Origin of the sequence: Faecalicoccus pleomorphus DSM 20574 (genome assembly GCF_000420345.1) — a bacterium.
Lineage (GTDB): Bacteria > Bacillota_I > Bacilli_A > Erysipelotrichales > Erysipelotrichaceae > Faecalicoccus > Faecalicoccus pleomorphus.
In genome coordinates, this window is record NZ_ATUT01000005.1 from 45,926 (window position 1) to 62,732 (window position 16,807).

Genomic DNA, 16,807 nt, shown 5'->3' on the forward strand with positions numbered 1-16,807 from the left:
GACTAAGCCTCCTTCTTAGCATACAATACTCTATCAAGCACAAATGCCAAAATACCTGCATACATTGTTAATCCAATTAAATCCAGTCCGGAATATGCTACTGTTAAAAAACCAAGTAAGAAATATGGAAACATCTTTTTAGACAGCATTGTACTCAACAACATGGCAAATCCCAGTGCAGATAATAAGTTTCCGGCTACTGTTAAACCATTAGTAATCACATCCGGAATAGCCTGCACAAGTTCAGCAACCAAATCAGCACCATAATAAATGGTTAAAAAGATTGGTATGAAATATACAAAGGCATTAAATATAAATGACCACCATAAATGAATATGAATTGCTTTTTTATATTTACCATTCTCAATAGCACGATCTGCCACATGAGAAAATTGTGCAATAACCATTCGCATAATGATACTTAAGAATTCACCTGCAACCGCAACTGGAATCGCAATGGTCAATGCTTCTTCGGTCGAAGCTCCAGAAAGAATCGCAAATGCAGTTGCGATAATACTACCAAACTGCATATTTGGCGGACCAGCTGCACCAATCGAAACAAATCCCATAGATATCAATTCTAAAGATGCACCTAGGGTGATACCTTGTGTTATATCACCTAATACAAAGCCGGCCAACGTACTTAAAATCAAAGGTCTTCCGATATTTTGGCGTCCTATTAATCGAGAGTCAATAACACCAACGACACCGACCAGACCTAGAAGTATGGCCTTCATTAACATAATACCCCTCCCTTTCTACTTTCCTGAGATATTTTATTTACTGAAATCTGCACTTTCTACTTGAGAAGTTGGCACCATTTGGATATAAACCTTTTTACCTAAAGCAATCAAATCCTGGGTAGCCTTTAATTCCTGAGAATTCAGGAAGACAGCTTTTCCGTATTGTTTGGAATCTGACTTTTTGGCAACTCCTCCAAAGTTGATCTCAGTTACTTCTGGTAATTGTTCTACCAGTTTTAAGGCTTCTTCAGGGCCTTTTACAAGAATCATGATATTTTTGTTTTTCTTTTCTTCTACTAAGCTTTTTAATTGTGAAAATGGAATAATGCTTAATTCACAATCCGTAGGTTTAGCTATACTTAAAGCCATTACACTGATAGGGTCATTAGGAACTTTATCATCTACTATGATGATATAATTAACAGACATTTGTTTCGTCCAAGAAAAAATAACCTGACCATGTAATAAACGATGATCTACTCGTACTAGTTTAATCATTTTTTATCCTCCGTTTTTAACAATTTATTATAGAATATTATACTTGTTCTCGCGTTCTCAATTATAGTCTCTAAATCAAGTTCTTCCCAAGAAACTCCATTCTTTTTGGCAATCATCAATTCCAAAACTAACGGAAGATTGATACCGGCTATCAACTTTCTGGAATCCGATAAAAATGGGAGTGCCATATTCGCCGGTGTTCCTCCTGGTAAATCCAATAAGATGACCATATTTTTATCTTTATATTTATTTTCTACAACATCTGAGATTTTATTCGAAAAAGTATCCAATGCTTCTCCAGTCTCAAAAGACAACACATCCATATCATTTTGATCAATATCTAATATGAGCTGCAAAGCACTAAAATATCCTTTTGACAATGCAGCATGTGTCACCACCAACACTTCAAAAGCATCACCCATAATCGTCACCCTTTTCTATGCTTCAATCATCTTTTCCAGTACATGTATTGCTTGTTTTAAGTTTGGCAATATCTGTTGTGTCATTTCCACTTGATCAGGTTCAGGAACTTCCAAATCTGGAACCATAATGCAAGGAATATGCGCACGATACGCAGCAGTAACCCCTACTTTTGAATCTTCAAATACCAGAGCATCATGACTATTTACATCCATCTTTCTTAAAACTTTCAAATATATGTCGGGAGAAGGTTTCTTATTCGAAACTTCATCTCCACAACATATGTAATCGAATTTGTGGTACAAATTGACTCTTTTTAATCTTTCTTCCGTCAAACAGCGGGAAGTAGAGGTTGCAACTGCCATAGGAATCTTCTTTTTTGTTAAATACGATATGACTTCATAAACACCCGGTTGCACCCTCAGTTGCGTTTTTAATCGCTTTAATCCCTCTGCTCGAGCTGTTTCTAAAAATTCATCCGGTGTACAATGTCCCTGTAAATCTCGTTCAAGAATTTCTTTCACAGTATCTCCACTATGTCCAACAACCTTCATGAATAAAGAATTTCCTATGTCATCTAGTGAATATGCCTTGGCAACATCACTCCAAACTTCCTGCCAAACTCTCTCTGTATCCAATATAAGGCCATCTACATCGAAAATAACTAATTCCAGTGGCATGTACAAGTCTCCGTTTTAGTATTCCATCTGCCACATATAGCGACGAACATCCAAAGAATGTCCACGTTCAAACGCAATTGCTTCGATAAACAAACGAATCACTACTCCCGAAAGAATGGCGGCAATATATTGTTTAGCTTCTGGAGCTACTGTATCCAAATGCAAATCTTTCTGATCTAAAACTAACAGCTTATCTGTGAACTTTGTTGCGAAATCTTCGACACGCTGATCCAAATGACGCGTATTTCCAATACTCTTTACCAACATGAATGGTACATCATAATCGGTAATTTCGAATGGTCCGTGGAAATACTCTCCAGAATGAATGCATCCAGAATTGATCCATTGCATTTCCATAAACCAGCACATAGCTGTAGAATAAGCTTCACCGTAGTTGATACCACTTCCGATTGTATAAATAATTGGATCACGTTTCTGTGCCTTTGCCCAATCTTTAGCCTGTTCGGCATACTGTGCTTTGGCTTCTTCACTCAATTCTGTTAATTTTTCCAATTCTTGTAAACATACATCCCATTTCTCATTTGGTGCTAATACTTTTAACAAATTGAAAATCAAACCATAAAGAATACCTTTGTTCTTATCGGAATCACTCACATCTTTTCCCCAATCATAATGAACAGGATATTCAGCAGCTTCCCAAAGCTCCGATCCAACTAAATTGGAAAGGGCAACTGTCATAGCCCCTTTTTCTCTTGCCAATTTAGTCGCGGCAATAGTTTCCGGAGTATTTCCAGAATGTGAACAGGAAATCACCAGTGAATCTGCACAAAGATTTTTCGGTGTGTCATATACAAATTCATTTGCCGTATATACATGACTAGGTACATTAGATTCGCGGTCAAATATGTATTGACCTGCCATTAAAACTGCTTGAGAACCACCACAAGCTACAAAGTAAACTTCATTCACTTCTCCTTTGGCTTTCAAAGCCTGCATTACATTTTTAATTTGTTCTGCATGTTCTTGTCTCATAATTTTCTCCCTTTCTTAATGATTATATATCATTATATATCTTTACATAACCTATTATACATATAACAGATAAATATGCAATCGTTTTCATTCTTTTTTTTACCAGTTTCCCCGCTCAACAAAAAAAAGAGATATTTACACAAAAACGTATAAATATCTCTATCTTAATATGAAAATATAAACCATTTACTTTTTTACCATACATTACGATTGATTGTTCCATCCTCAAAAGTAAAACCAGAACCATGAATTTCATTGACATCACTGACAACCATAAAAGCAGCTGGATCAATCCGGTTGATTTCTTGTTCCACCAAAGGATATTCTTTTCGAGAAATCACACACATTACAACAGGACGTTCCTGTTGTGTATAACCACCTTTTCCAGAGAGAATCGTTACTCCACGGCTCATCGTATTCATTAAATAATCACGAACTTCATCCCACTTTGATGAAATGATCATAACGTTCTTGGCACTCTGTGAACCTAACAGAACTGTTTTATTAATAACCTGACCAGAAATAAACACAGTAATGATTCCAACCAGTGCCTTTTGAAGACCATAGGTTATCACACCAAATAAAATCGTTAAAATATCCACGATCATGACAGAATTTCCAGAGGATAACCGGGCATACTTATGTATAATCAAGGCCGGAATATCCATTCCTCCTGTACTGGCACCGGCTCGAAACGCCAATCCCAGGCCAAACCCTGCCAACACACCGGCATAAATTGCCGCCAAATAATCAGGCATAACAAATGTATCTGCAGGGAATTGTTCTACCACTGCCGATAAAAGCGTAACTAGCACTGGATAGGCAATAGCTGATACCACTGTCTTCAAAGCAAATTCTTTTCCTAAAAAAATAAATCCTAAAATAAAGAGTCCCACAGTCAAAATATTGATCATCCAAACTGGACCTACTGGAACTAATGGTTGTAAAGCCACAGATAAACCGGCAATTCCTCCATCTAGTAAATGATTCGGCAATACAATGAACGCAACTTCGCAAGCAATGATCAAGTTGCCTAATACTACAAAAATTAAATCTTTCCACCAATTCTTATTTTTCCCCATAACAACCTCCCATATGCACCTTGTCATTATAACATTGAAACACTATGCAAATAAGAGATTTTAAGGTATCTATGCAAATTCTCACATAAAACCTGCTTATAAAATGATTTTTTCCATCCAATAATTTTCCATCGCCACACCTCGTACATACACTATTTGTTTTTGTATACATCGATAGCCTCTATGCGCAAAAAAAGGCTTTGCCGTTATAGAAGCTTGTGTGATAACTCTTTTCGTTGCCAAAGCTTCCAAGACATCACATAACATAGTGCCAATTCCTTCATTTTGATGATCTTTATGTACGAACAATCGATCCAGATACCCTTGTGCATCTATATCCCCAAAGCCAACGATCTGACCATCGTTTTCAACAACAAACGTAGTGTGATCTAAAAAACGCTGATTCCACGCATTACGATCGTATTCTACAGGTGCCCACGCATCCAATTGTATCCTGGTATAATCGACTGCATTCACCGTATGCACTGTATTCCAAAATAAGTCGCGTAAAATTGGCGCATCTTCTTCCTTATAAGAACGAATGTACATTTTACAAGTTCTCCAACATATGTGATATTACAGAGTATTCATCATATGGACCAATTTGATAGCTTGCTGCTTCTTTAGCCTGCACAGTACCTGTAGATGGACAATAGGAATGTTCAAAACGCTTTAACATCGATAGATCATTTAACCCATCTCCATACACATACACATCTTCATCACGAATATGAAGAAAATCTGCAAGTTCTTTGACCGCATTTCCTTTTGTCACACCAAAACCTGTTATTTCAGCTAAACTAGTCACACTCGGAGCATTGACAATTTTATCCGCATAGTGTTTTGATAATTCTTCAATTTCTTGATACATGTCTTCATGCGTACAATGCAGATTCACTTTATAAATGTCTTTCGATAAAATATCAAAAGGATCACATTGAAAATGATATTTTCTCAAGTTTTTTGCCATATTTTTTTGAACTTCCCGATTTCTCATTCTTTGATTTTGCATATATATCTTCGTGAAAGTTTCCTCATCCCCTGTCGTATAAATTTCATCGAATGTCTGGTATTCAAATTTATACGGCGTTTCAAATAAGAGAAGCCGGATAGTTTCTTTATCCATTGGATGTGAAGAAATGATATGTCCCGCTTTATCTAAAATACAAGCGCCGTTCATACCAATCAAAAAGGTATCTACCAAACCCGCAGAACGGGTTAACGATAAGTTTCTACCGGTACACACAGTAAAAATATGTCCCGCTTCAAATATTTTTTCAATACCTTCATTGATTCGATGATCCGATTGATGATTTCTATTCAGTAAAGTTCCGTCTAAATCCGAAGCAAACAATTTCATAGGCAATCTCCTTTGTCCCTATTATACATGGTTTCACTTTCTTCGACATCCTATTTTCCGACACAATATCCAACCTGCCACCAATAAAGCTCCAATACTTGCCAATACTATCCAATGTATAGACAAGGGCCTCTGTATATCTACATTTGCATTCTCTTCTACTCTTGTACCAGTCACTAATAATCGGTGTGAATTGATCATATAAGGGGTACACGTCACAAGGGTGGCTAAATCCTGGTTCGCGTCCAAAGGTTCCATTTGAAACGCATCCGGCAAAATGGTATCTATAGAAATCACTTTATATGTATGAAGTCCTTTGACTGTATAAATAGAAAATGTATCTCCAATTTCCAACTCGTTCAATCTAGAAAACAATGCAGCACCTGGTAGTCCTCTATGGCCTGCCAACATAGTGTGTGTACCTATACCACCAGATGGAAACGATGTACCACTCAAATGGCCAATCCCCTTTTGTAAGGTGGTATCCGATGTTCCTTCGTAAATAGGTTCTTTAACTTGAATTTTTGGTATTATGATTTCTCCAATTACATCATGAGCGGCCAGCCGATCATTGATCTTGTATACCTCCTGACCGGAAGAATATGGGTCACTCACACTTTGATTTAAAGTCGATTGGTTATATTTTTCTATTTCCTTTGCCAGCTGTTCTCGATCTTTATCTTGTATGGATTGAACATATTCTTGAAAATCATTAGTACTTTGCATACTACTTTGCTCATGTTCAAAATGATGTACTATTGGATAAAGTACTAAAAGAACACCCAAAACAATCAATGTTATATAAATATATTTTTTAAATTTCATATTCTTTTCTAAAAAGACAGGCTATTTTGCCTGTCTTATTTCTTTTTATTCTTTCGGAATCCCTTCCAACCGATTCCTGTCAATATAAGACCTGATATCGTATAGAATAGAGAACCTATTCCTCCCGTAGAAGGAAGAATGATTCGATTAGAAATTTCATAGACGATCTGGATCGTCTTGGTTTCCGTAGAGGGATCGACATTTTCTGCTTCCACTTTCTCCATGGAAGGTTTTTCATATCCCTGTGAACTCAAGTCTGGAGAGACAACCTCGCTCCATTCTCCATCTGTATGCATCCAAGCCTGATCTGGGTCTTCGGTATCTACTTGATTATCATCATTGGTATCATAGCCTAACACTTCACCTGTCACTTTATCAATGATCACATGTCGTTCAAATTCAACTGTCTGCTCCACAGAATCCGCTACATTTTCTTTTGTCATTCCATCGATATATTCAATCGTTCGTGTAGTGGATTTTTGAAGATTTTCTTTGCCTGCTTCTTTAGACCAGACACTTTCACTGCCATCGATAGGATCTCCCGGTGTTTTCGCATTGTCAGGAGTGATTGTTTCATACGTATGTTCCAGATGAATGATTACAACCTGATCAGTGGATGGATCTATGTCAAAGTGTTCCGGCAGTGTATCCACTCTCACGATCGCATACCCTTTTGTACCATAGCCATCTGCAATCTTCTGCAAATCCTCCTGAGTCTTGTTCAAAGATGCTCCGGAAGGTCCGGTATCTAAAAGAACATTGTCTTCCAGTGTTTTCTTAGCCGTATCATCGATAATCGTATAAACCACCTTTTGTGTGGAACGATTATAGGTAACTGTAACGGTTTCATCACTTGTATTGGATGTCACAACCTTTTCATCGACTTTAGAAACATCAGGTGCTTCATATCCTTTCGAAGATAAATCCGGTGAGGTTACTTTAGCCCAGGTATTGGAGTTTGTCATCCAGGCTTTATCTGCACTTGTAGTATCCACCGTGCCATCCCCATTGGTATCATAGCCTAGTACTTCACCAGTCACTTTATCCACAACCACATGACGAGTGAATGTAACAGTTTGTTCAACCGAATCGGCCACTTTTTCCTTGGTTAGACCATCTACATAATTAATCGTTCGTGTGATTGATTTTTGAAGAGAAACTTGATCCACTCCATCCGGCCAATTTGACTCACTACCATCAATTGGATCTCCAGGGGTTTGTGGATTGTCTGGAGTCACCGTAACAGTCGCATGCTTTAGATGAACGACAATCTCTTGATCTTTTGAAGTATCGCTATCAAAGGTACCTGGTAGTTCATCTTGTGAAACCACTTCATAGCTTTTGTCCGTATAGGTTTTGATTATCACATCGAAATCCTTTTGTGTTTTATGTAAGTTGGTTTCTGAAGCACCACTGTCGAATGCAACTTTATCTTCTAAAGTCTTCTTGGTACTGTCATCGATAATCGTATAAACCACTTTTTGGGTATCCGCTTTGATATAGACATACGCATCCATTTCCCCTGTAAAGGTTCCCTGTGCAGCCGCATCATCTTGTTGGACAATTTGATACCCTGCTGGTGCCTGCACGTCATTTTGGTACGTTTCATTTTTGACACCGTTAAGTTCCCGTTTCAAGCTATCTACTTCAGTACCATCACTTGGTGTCCATGTGTCCTTAGGACTTGCCCCCGTTATGTCAATATAGTGTACCGTCACCTTGTATTCTTTTTGTTTATAAAGATAAACAACATCCTGTGCCTGATCATCTAGGGTACCTTTTTCTTTTCCTTGCGCCAATCCTATATAGGTATAATCATCCACGTCAACAGGTGATGTTGTAAAAGAATCATAAGAGGCTCCTGTACCATCTGTATTTCGGCCCGTAATCACTTTCGGATCCGCAACATCCACATCTGTAGGAGTGGTCCCATCTTTGGTTTCTTTGTAGTAAGCATGGATTTGCGGCGTACCATAAATCTTCGTTTCTAAATCTGTTCGATTGCTTAAAGTGCCCAATCCCTGATCATCGTTATGGGCATAACTATAAGTTGGTATAATAGCTGTTTGTCCGATACTCTGATCATTGATATTTTCAACTTGAATTGGCAAATAGGCAACCATCTGTACTTTGGTTTGAATGGCAGAAGAGCTTAATGCCACACTTCGAATACTGGACCAATCTTTCACTTGATCCTCTGTCATCCAATCCTCAGAATTTAATTCGATCCTCACATTGGAATTTGCCTTTGGCAGGTCAAGCGATTTTGTAGAATAGTACAATGTGCCAACAGTTTCTACTCTTCCTGGTCCTGTCAACATCAAAGAATACGAATCATTTCTAGGCAGTATCGCAATCGCCTGTCCATTGATATAGTCATAGTTTGTACTATTTGTGATTGCTAAACGAAGAATTCCTTTTGATTTATCATCGCTAGTATCACTTTTAACACCTCGATCAAAGCCGGCTGCTCCTGCTCCTTGTCCATAATAGGCTGTAAGACTTGTTTTTTCACCAGACACCCCATTTTTAAAGCCTACAATGGTTGGAATCGTAATTTTCCATGCTTTCCCTTTGCCTCCATCGTATACTTTTCCGCCATATTTAGGATGCGTGGCAGGATCATTTTGATCAATCACACGAGTGACCCAGTCCGTTGTTCCTTGAGCCGATACAGCCATGTCACTGACTTTAAATGGAATCTGATTTGGATAGAAAAACGAACCCATATTAGCATTTTTAGGCACGTTGACCTCATACATTGAAAAATCAAATTGCGTCACATGTTCTCCACTTTCATCGATGCCTAAATCAGTAATCACTGGATAGTATTTTTTCTTACTTTCCGGATGTGTCCATCCATAATCCCCCAATTTAGAATAATCTACATCAATGGCTTGATGGGCAATGCTTCGTACTTGAACGACAGGTAAGCGCACATAATGAGGACGGTCAATGGCCGATTCAGGCAATATGATTTTATTTTCAGTATCCTCTGGTACAGCTGTTTCCATCCCCAAGCCAGACCAACCATATTTACCTGAAATCAGTTGGCCCTGGGTATAGGTTCCACTCATATCATAATTCATACTATTCGCAATACTATAAGCCGTGCCCGCAATCGTATAGTCATCAAAATATTTTAAATGCCCTACGACATCAATATCTGTATCCGATGTTACACTATGAACATGTATTTGAATGGGAACCTGCTGACCACTTTGGTACGTTCCATCTTCAATAACCGCATTTTTTAATCGTACAGAAATATTGTTGCCTGGTAAAATGTTGGCTTCTCCTTCAATGCTGACAATGTGGACTCCATTGGAAAGAGCAGCATCAATCTGGGCATTGCTTGATTTAATAGAATTCACTTCAATGACTTCACCTGTATCCAAAGTAATTTGAAAAGGTCCATTGTCTCCTTCATTGTTCGATTGAGAAACACTTCCTCTTACTCCCGTGCTGATAATCACATCCGTAATATTTCCACACCAATTTTTCGGAAGTGTGATTTTGTATGTACGCAAAGTATTGGTTTGGTTCGTTTTTTCATCTTCAAAATCCACACCAATATACGGCATTTTCTCATTCACACCGGGTTTATCACTCTTCCCAGTCAAGAAACCTGTCACTTTATATTCATCGCTGATGGATTTCGCATAAAATCCTTCATGTTCGAGATCCACATCATTTTTACTATAGCCTTCCAGAACAAAACCATATTTACCCGTCATAACACCAGGGTTGGCCTGACCAAGAATCACCGTCGATAGATTTCGATTTTGAACCGGTACTGTCATTTCACCTCCACCTAAAAATTTAGGGGACAAGGTTAGTTCCGGTGTAAATTGATAGGTACCTTTCGGAGTACCTTTTTCAAAATAACCATAAAAATAATGGTGAGATACGGGATAGTTGCTGTAACCTGCACCTTGTATATTAGTAATCACAATATCTCCGCCAGGTCCGTCCGGTTGAGATACCCCTGTTGGAATCCCCGGTACCTTTTTTTCATCCGAGTCAATATTGTTGGAATTGCCCCACCAATTATGCATCGAGGCCCCTTTTAATACAAATCCCTTTGGTACGTGAATCACACCATTCATCGTTGGGTTGTTGGCTACACCAAATCCCATGATAGGATCATTGCGTGCAGGATCATGTACGATATCCATAGTAAAAGTGTAAATGGATTTGCCATCGGCTGTAAATGTATTATCCGGTCGGGCATTGTTTTTTACATCTGCCACAAAATCCATGGTTTCCGGGTTGTTGACATAAATGGTTCCTTCTAAATGTGCACTCGGTGCCTCTACAATCACTTTTAAATCCGTGTTTCCCGGGGCAAATTGATAGTTGTTATAATTGCCGTTAGAACCATATGGATACAATCCAAACTTATAAGACACATTAAAAGTAATCAAAGCATCATTGGGAGAACTGTTTGTATATGTCAAGAGGGTACCATTGTTTTGATCCATCGACTTTACAACCTTATAACCATCCGGTGTATCATGATTCACCTCCGATAGACCTGCCGGCAGATAAACCGTAAAAGACTCATATCCTTTGACCATCAATGAAACCTGAAATTGTGCCGCCTTATTATCAGCACTTGGCCAATTCAATCCCGCAGGATCCAATGTATAAGAAATCTCATGATCAATGGTGTTTGTCGTAGGTGTCATATCAATAGCATTCGCACTTCCAACCGCCTCTGTAGCCGGTGACTCTTCAACCGGTTGTACATCTTCTGCAGCCGGCAAAGTCTGCTCTTCTGGTTTTTTCTCTGTATTCAAATCCGGATTGGTTTCGACTTTCGATGAATCTTCCGATGGAAGAGAAGAAGTATTAGCTTCGTTGGCAGAAGACGATTCCGTTTCCTGTGCCTGCACCCCCACTGTCTGTATCAACATCGTGGATGCGGTTAAAAATGATAAACCACTACTATATAGCTTTTTCTTTCTTTTCTTCATCTGCGACTCCCCTTTCTTCTCCAAATGATCCATACCACGATTCCTAAGGCGACTATACCCGACATCAACCATATTTTTTGATCCAGATTTGCACTTGTAGAGGCCCCTTTACTAGAAGCTTCTTGTTTAAAATCTGGCGCGGATGGATGAGATGCATCTGATGATACAATCACTTTTGGATGGATCACATTACTTGTTTGTGACAATGGACTGATAAACAAGACCGAGACTACTTGTAAAGTGTCTGTGGCATCCATTTGACGAACATAGTACACCCCTTTTTCCAATGAGCAGTGAAGGCTTCCATTTTCATCACTTTTAAAAGAAGCATTGATAAGTGTATAAGAGGAATCCAGTTCTTTTTGAGATTGTTGATCCAATTCTTTTAAGGTCTGATTATATTGTTTCTGCCCTTTTGCATCTGTTTCTCGATTCAAAAAGATTGATTTCCATGAATCCGGAAGTTTCCATATCCCATACGTAATTTCTTGATGTACATTATCGGGTTGGATATCAATATTCTGTGCTTCTGATTGTGCATAGACAGAACTGCCACCCAAACAAACGCAACATATAATACATATATATACAATATATATTTTCGCCCTTTTCATTGTCCTATTCTCCTTTTTGACCATTTTAGTATTGTGGTCATTTACAGTATTTTAACACATTCTTACTGTATTACAATCCATACTCTCTTTTAGATCCGTGAATATATTTTGACAATCTAAACAAGGAAAATTAAAATAAACCTATATATAGGAAAGAGGACTTTATATGAAACATCAAGGAATTGGAACTCAATGTGTACAAGGCGGATATACGCCAGGTAATGGAGAACCTCGTCAGATTCCCATTGTACAAAGCACAACATTTAAATATGCTACCAGCGAGGATATGGGAAAATTATTTGATTTGGAAGCTAGCGGGTATTTCTACACTCGCCTTCAAAATCCCACAAATGATGCAGTAGCTGCTAAAATCGCCGAGTTAGAAGGTGGTACAGCCGCCATGTTGACAAGCAGTGGACAGGCAGCAAATCTATTTGCCATCTTCAACATTGCCGGAAACGGAGATCATATCGTCGCATCCAATAGTATTTATGGCGGAACTTATAACTTGTTTGCGGTTACTATGAAACGTATGGGCATCGATTTTACGTTTGTGGATCCAGATTGTTCTAGTGAAGAACTGGATGCCGCTTTTCAAGAAAACACAAAGGCTGTATTTGGAGAAACCATCGCCAATCCGGCATTAACCGTCTTAGACATCGAAAAATTTGCACAGGCAGCCCATGCTCATGGAGTCCCTTTGATCGTGGACAATACGTTTGCAACCCCCATCCTTTGTCGTCCTTTTGAATGGGGAGCCGATATCATCACACATTCCACGACTAAATATATGGACGGGCATGGAGTGGCCGTCGGTGGATGTATTGTGGATTCCGGAAAATTTGACTGGACCAAATACCCGGATAAATTCCCTGGATTGACCACACCTGATGAAAGCTATCATGGCATTACGTATACCGAACGTTTTGGCTTGGAGGGAGCTTTTATCACAAAGGCAACCGCTCAGCTGATGCGCGACTTAGGCTGTATACAGTCTCCTCAAAATGCTTTTTATTTAAATCTGGGTCTGGAAAGCCTGCATGTTCGTATGCCTCGTCACAGTCAAAATGCATTGGCCGTGGCTCAATTCTTATCCAAACATCCAAAAATTCGTTCGGTTCAATACAGTGGATTAAAAGGGGATACCTACTACGATTTAGCACAAAAATATCTGCCTGACGGATCTTGTGGTGTCGTTAGCTTTGAAATCCAGGGTGGTAGAAGTGCAGCCGAAAAATTCATGAAACATTTAAAACTGGCGGCTATTGAAACCCATGTAGCGGATGCTCGTACGTGCTGCCTTCATCCTGCCAGCACGACCCACAGACAAATGAATGACGAAGAATTAAAAGCAGCCGGTATCAGTGCTGATATGGTTCGTTTCTCCTGTGGCTTGGAAGACGCACAAGATTTAATCGATGACATTGATCAAGCATTGAATGCTTAGGAGGCCATTATGCCGATTAAGATTCCTAATGCACTGCCAGCCACTCGAACACTGACCGACGAGAATATCTTTGTCATGGATGAAACCAGGGCTACAACCCAAGATATACGACCCCTTTATATCTTAGTTTTAAATCTTATGCCCACAAAGATTGAAACCGAAACACAGCTTGCCCGTTTATTAGGAAATACGCCTATTCAGGTCGAGCTGGAACTCATGCAGATGAAAAATCATAAATCAAAAAACGTATCACAAGAACATATGCTCAAATTCTATCAAACATTTGATGCCTTTAAAGATCGTTATTTTGATGGTATGGTCATCACCGGTGCACCTTTAGAACACTTAGAGTTTGAGGAAGTCGACTATTGGGATGAGTTATGCGAAGTTATGGAATGGTCAAAAACACATGTGCATTCGACTTTTCACATCTGTTGGGGTGCACAGGCAGGTCTTTATTATCACTATGGAATTCCTAAAATACAACTTCCAAAAAAGCTGTTTGGTGTATTTCCACACCAGGTTGTTCGTAAATCCTCTATCCTTTTTCGTGGATTTGACGATACCTTTATGGTTCCGCATTCGCGCCATACCGCCAATGCGACCCAGGCAATTGAAGACTGTCCCTATTTAAAAATCTTGGCCAGCAGCAAACAAGCCGGTGTATATGCCTGTGCTACTGAAGGGTGCCGTCAAATTTTCATCACCGGTCATTCTGAATACGATCGTCGAACGTTAGAAAAAGAATATTTACGTGATAAAGAAAAAGGGCTTCCCATTCAAGTACCGGAAAACTATTATCCAGGCGATGATGATACACAAGATCCAATTGTCACATGGAAAAGTGGAGCCAATTTACTGTACTCCAACTGGTTAAACTTCATCGTGTATCAAGATACACCGTACGACGTTAATTCCATTGAACCGTTTCATAAGACAAAAGTTCAAAAATAATTTGACATTCAAATTTATTCATGATTCAATACAATCACTATTTACCGCCGGGTAATCAAGCATTGAAGTTCATATCGTAGGCCTTTGAAGATATGAACATCGATGCTTTTTTTTGGGAGGATCAAACAATGTTCAAAACATTTTGTAAATACGTATCACTCAATGTGCTGGGAATGATTGCGTTATCCTGTTATATACTGGCCGATACCTTCTTTGTATCCCAGGGATTAGGTACCAACGGACTGACCGCTCTAAATTTGGCAATCCCCATTTATAGTTTCATTCATGGAACCGGGCTCATGATTGGCATGGGAGCCAGTTCAAAATTTTCCATTCTAAAAGGGCAGAACGAGCATGATCGTGCTAACCAAGCATTTATGTATGCTTTGTATCTTGGCGCCTTTTTTGCAATCGTCTATGTTTTGATCGGTCTCTTTTTTTGCGAACCCCTATTGGCTTTATTTGGAGCCCAAGATGCCGTAATGGATCTATCCCTGGTGTATTTGCGAACCATCTTAAGCTTTTCCCCTTTCTTTATTTTAAATAATATTGTGCTTTGTTTTGTTCGCAATGACGGCTCCCCACAACTCTCCATGGCTGGTATGATCATTGGAAGTTTTTCCAATATTCTCTTGGACTGGGTTTTTATCTTTCCTTGTGGCTGGGGAATGTTTGGAGCTGCCTTTGCGACCGGTTTAGCACCGATCATCAGTTTATGCATCACTTCTATGCACTTTCTTCAAAAAAAGAATACCTTTCATGTTTCACGCTGTACTTTTTCCATGCCTCAAGCGCTACAAATCGTATCTATGGGTCTTCCTTCTCTTGTGACAGAGGCAGCTTCTGGCATCGTGATCATTTTGTTTAATATGCTTTTTATGCATTTAGATGGCAATACGGCCGTAGCCGCTTATGGTATCGTCGCAAATATTTCTTTAGTGGTCTTATCTGTCTTTACCGGTATTGCCCAGGGAATCCAACCCATCCTATCCAAAGCCTATGGCCAACAAAACCATAGAGCCTTACAAAAAACATATGGATATGCCATCAAAACCATGCTAATCTATGCTATATTTGTCTTTCTCTTTTTAGTGTGGAAATCCGATGGAATTACGACAATTTTCAATTCACAACAAAATGAACACTTACAAGTCTTAGCCAATCAGGGAATTGTTCTATATTTCATTGCCTGTCCGTTTGCCGGTTTTAATATCATTACATCGATTACTTTTTCTTCTACACAGTTGACAGTGTATGGACAAATCCTCTCTCTGTTACGTAGTTTGATTTTGATTGTTCCGATGGCATTGCTTCTTACGTTTACCCTTGGCATTCCCGGTGTTTGGCTTTCTTTTCCCGTCACAGAAATTCTTGTCAGTTTGTATGGATTTACACTCATTAAAAAAAATCTCTACTCGTTGTAGAGACTTTTTATAATGTTGGAAGCATCAAGCGCCTGTATTTTTGATGCGTCTGAAAGTGTATCTGTATTCCATCGAAACTGATCGTAATTATGTAAATACGAAACATCGACAGTACAGACGGATACTTTTCAAACCATTTAGGATACTGTTCTGCCATGGTTTGCTGTGCCAGCACGATTGCATCCGAGGTCCCTGTCTGATCCAAATCGGTTCCGCAAATTCGGACACCAGGAGGCGATGCGTGCACCAACAAAACACTTCCATCTTCACAAACGCCTAAAACAATATACACATGTTCTTCATTCGACATAATATCGCCAGGTTTAAAGTCGGAGACAGCATTTCTGGGCGTATAGGAACCCCACCAAAAGTCCGCAAATGCCTTCGCCATCTCACTAGATTTCATTACATATCCTTCTTGCCCCGATTCAGTCTGCATAAGATTATAGATAGCCCATCCTACATAACCGGAACAATCCAATCCATCGTGAATCTGATACAAGGTATTTTGATAATCATACAATGCATCCTGTTCTTCAAAAAAAGAGGCCCAGTGATCAAAAACACCAATCGTGACGGCTTCCACTCCGGCACCGGTATCCTCTTCGTTCCATCCTCCGCCCCAGACATACATCGTTTGTCCGACCGGTTCAATCGCAATCTCTAAAAAGCGTTCTAAAGACAAATTCGATTGTTTTGATGATGTACTCGGTTCTGAATGACTGGAAGGCGAAGCATTTCTATGCAGCATGGATAAGCACAATGTGATGATCAAACATATAGGAATG

The 16,807-nt window shown here is 39.2% G+C and carries 15 protein-coding genes; 3 read left to right on the forward strand and 12 right to left on the reverse strand.

Annotated features, from left to right (window positions below):
* Positions 1-2 precede the first annotated feature (2 nt).
* The 11 genes from G413_RS0103765 to G413_RS0103815 form a co-directional block, all read right to left on the reverse strand.
* Positions 3-743, reverse strand: a complete 741-nt coding sequence (locus tag G413_RS0103765; protein ID WP_022789605.1) for a PTS mannose/fructose/sorbose/N-acetylgalactosamine transporter subunit IIC — start codon at positions 741-743, stop codon at positions 3-5.
* A 33-nt stretch (positions 744-776) separates the two neighbouring features.
* A complete protein-coding gene (locus G413_RS0103770) occupies positions 777-1,241 on the reverse strand; it encodes a PTS sugar transporter subunit IIB (RefSeq protein WP_022789606.1) in 465 nt (154 codons plus the stop codon).
* Positions 1,238-1,663, reverse strand: coding sequence for a PTS sugar transporter subunit IIA (locus G413_RS0103775; RefSeq protein WP_022789607.1), 426 nt, complete (start codon positions 1,661-1,663; stop codon positions 1,238-1,240). Before G413_RS0103775 ends, G413_RS0103770 begins: the two co-directional genes overlap by 4 nt.
* Positions 1,664-1,678: 15 nt before the next feature.
* Positions 1,679-2,341: an HAD family hydrolase gene (locus tag G413_RS0103780; RefSeq protein WP_022789608.1), complete on the reverse strand. Its 663-nt coding sequence runs from the start codon at positions 2,339-2,341 to the stop codon at positions 1,679-1,681.
* 15 nt (positions 2,342-2,356) lie between these two features.
* The gene (locus tag G413_RS0103785) at positions 2,357-3,334 is read right to left on the reverse strand and encodes an SIS domain-containing protein (protein WP_022789609.1); all 978 of its coding nucleotides are present in this window, start codon (positions 3,332-3,334) and stop codon (positions 2,357-2,359) included.
* A gap of 194 nt (positions 3,335-3,528) precedes the next feature.
* A complete protein-coding gene (locus G413_RS0103790; RefSeq protein ID WP_022789610.1) occupies positions 3,529-4,416 on the reverse strand; it encodes a YitT family protein in 888 nt (295 codons plus the stop codon).
* A 96-nt stretch (positions 4,417-4,512) separates the two neighbouring features.
* The gene (locus tag G413_RS0103795; protein WP_022789611.1) at positions 4,513-4,965 is read right to left on the reverse strand and encodes a GNAT family N-acetyltransferase; all 453 of its coding nucleotides are present in this window, start codon (positions 4,963-4,965) and stop codon (positions 4,513-4,515) included.
* 1 nt (position 4,966) lies between these two features.
* On the reverse strand, positions 4,967-5,776 hold the full coding sequence (locus tag G413_RS0103800) for an HAD-IIB family hydrolase (protein WP_022789612.1): 810 nt from the start codon (positions 5,774-5,776) through the stop codon (positions 4,967-4,969).
* Positions 5,777-5,809: 33 nt separating this feature from the next.
* On the reverse strand, positions 5,810-6,601 hold the full coding sequence (locus tag G413_RS10895) for a class C sortase (RefSeq protein WP_022789613.1): 792 nt from the start codon (positions 6,599-6,601) through the stop codon (positions 5,810-5,812).
* A gap of 35 nt (positions 6,602-6,636) precedes the next feature.
* Positions 6,637-11,580: a mucin-binding protein gene (locus tag G413_RS0103810; RefSeq protein ID WP_022789614.1), complete on the reverse strand. Its 4,944-nt coding sequence runs from the start codon at positions 11,578-11,580 to the stop codon at positions 6,637-6,639.
* Complete coding sequence (locus G413_RS0103815) at positions 11,577-12,194, reverse strand: hypothetical protein (RefSeq protein WP_022789615.1); 618 nt, start codon at positions 12,192-12,194, stop codon at positions 11,577-11,579. The genes G413_RS0103810 and G413_RS0103815 overlap by 4 nt, the downstream gene beginning before the upstream one ends.
* Positions 12,195-12,360: 166 nt before the next feature.
* On the opposite strand from G413_RS0103815, the gene G413_RS0103820 reads away from it, so the two are divergent.
* From G413_RS0103820 to G413_RS0103830, 3 genes are all read left to right on the forward strand, one after another.
* Positions 12,361-13,641 (forward strand): O-acetylhomoserine aminocarboxypropyltransferase/cysteine synthase family protein, encoded by a 1,281-nt coding sequence (locus tag G413_RS0103820; RefSeq protein WP_022789616.1) that lies wholly within the window; start codon positions 12,361-12,363, stop codon positions 13,639-13,641.
* Positions 13,642-13,650: 9 nt separating this feature from the next.
* Positions 13,651-14,595, forward strand: coding sequence for a homoserine O-acetyltransferase MetA (metA, locus tag G413_RS0103825; RefSeq protein WP_022789617.1), 945 nt, complete (start codon positions 13,651-13,653; stop codon positions 14,593-14,595).
* Between the two features lie 128 nt (positions 14,596-14,723).
* The gene (locus G413_RS0103830; RefSeq protein ID WP_022789618.1) at positions 14,724-16,019 is read left to right on the forward strand and encodes an MATE family efflux transporter; all 1,296 of its coding nucleotides are present in this window, start codon (positions 14,724-14,726) and stop codon (positions 16,017-16,019) included.
* A 7-nt stretch (positions 16,020-16,026) separates the two neighbouring features.
* Here the strand turns inward: G413_RS0103830 and G413_RS10900 are convergent, their stop codons facing one another.
* A complete protein-coding gene (locus G413_RS10900; protein WP_147285019.1) occupies positions 16,027-16,794 on the reverse strand; it encodes a hypothetical protein in 768 nt (255 codons plus the stop codon).
* Positions 16,795-16,807: the final 13 nt, after the last annotated feature.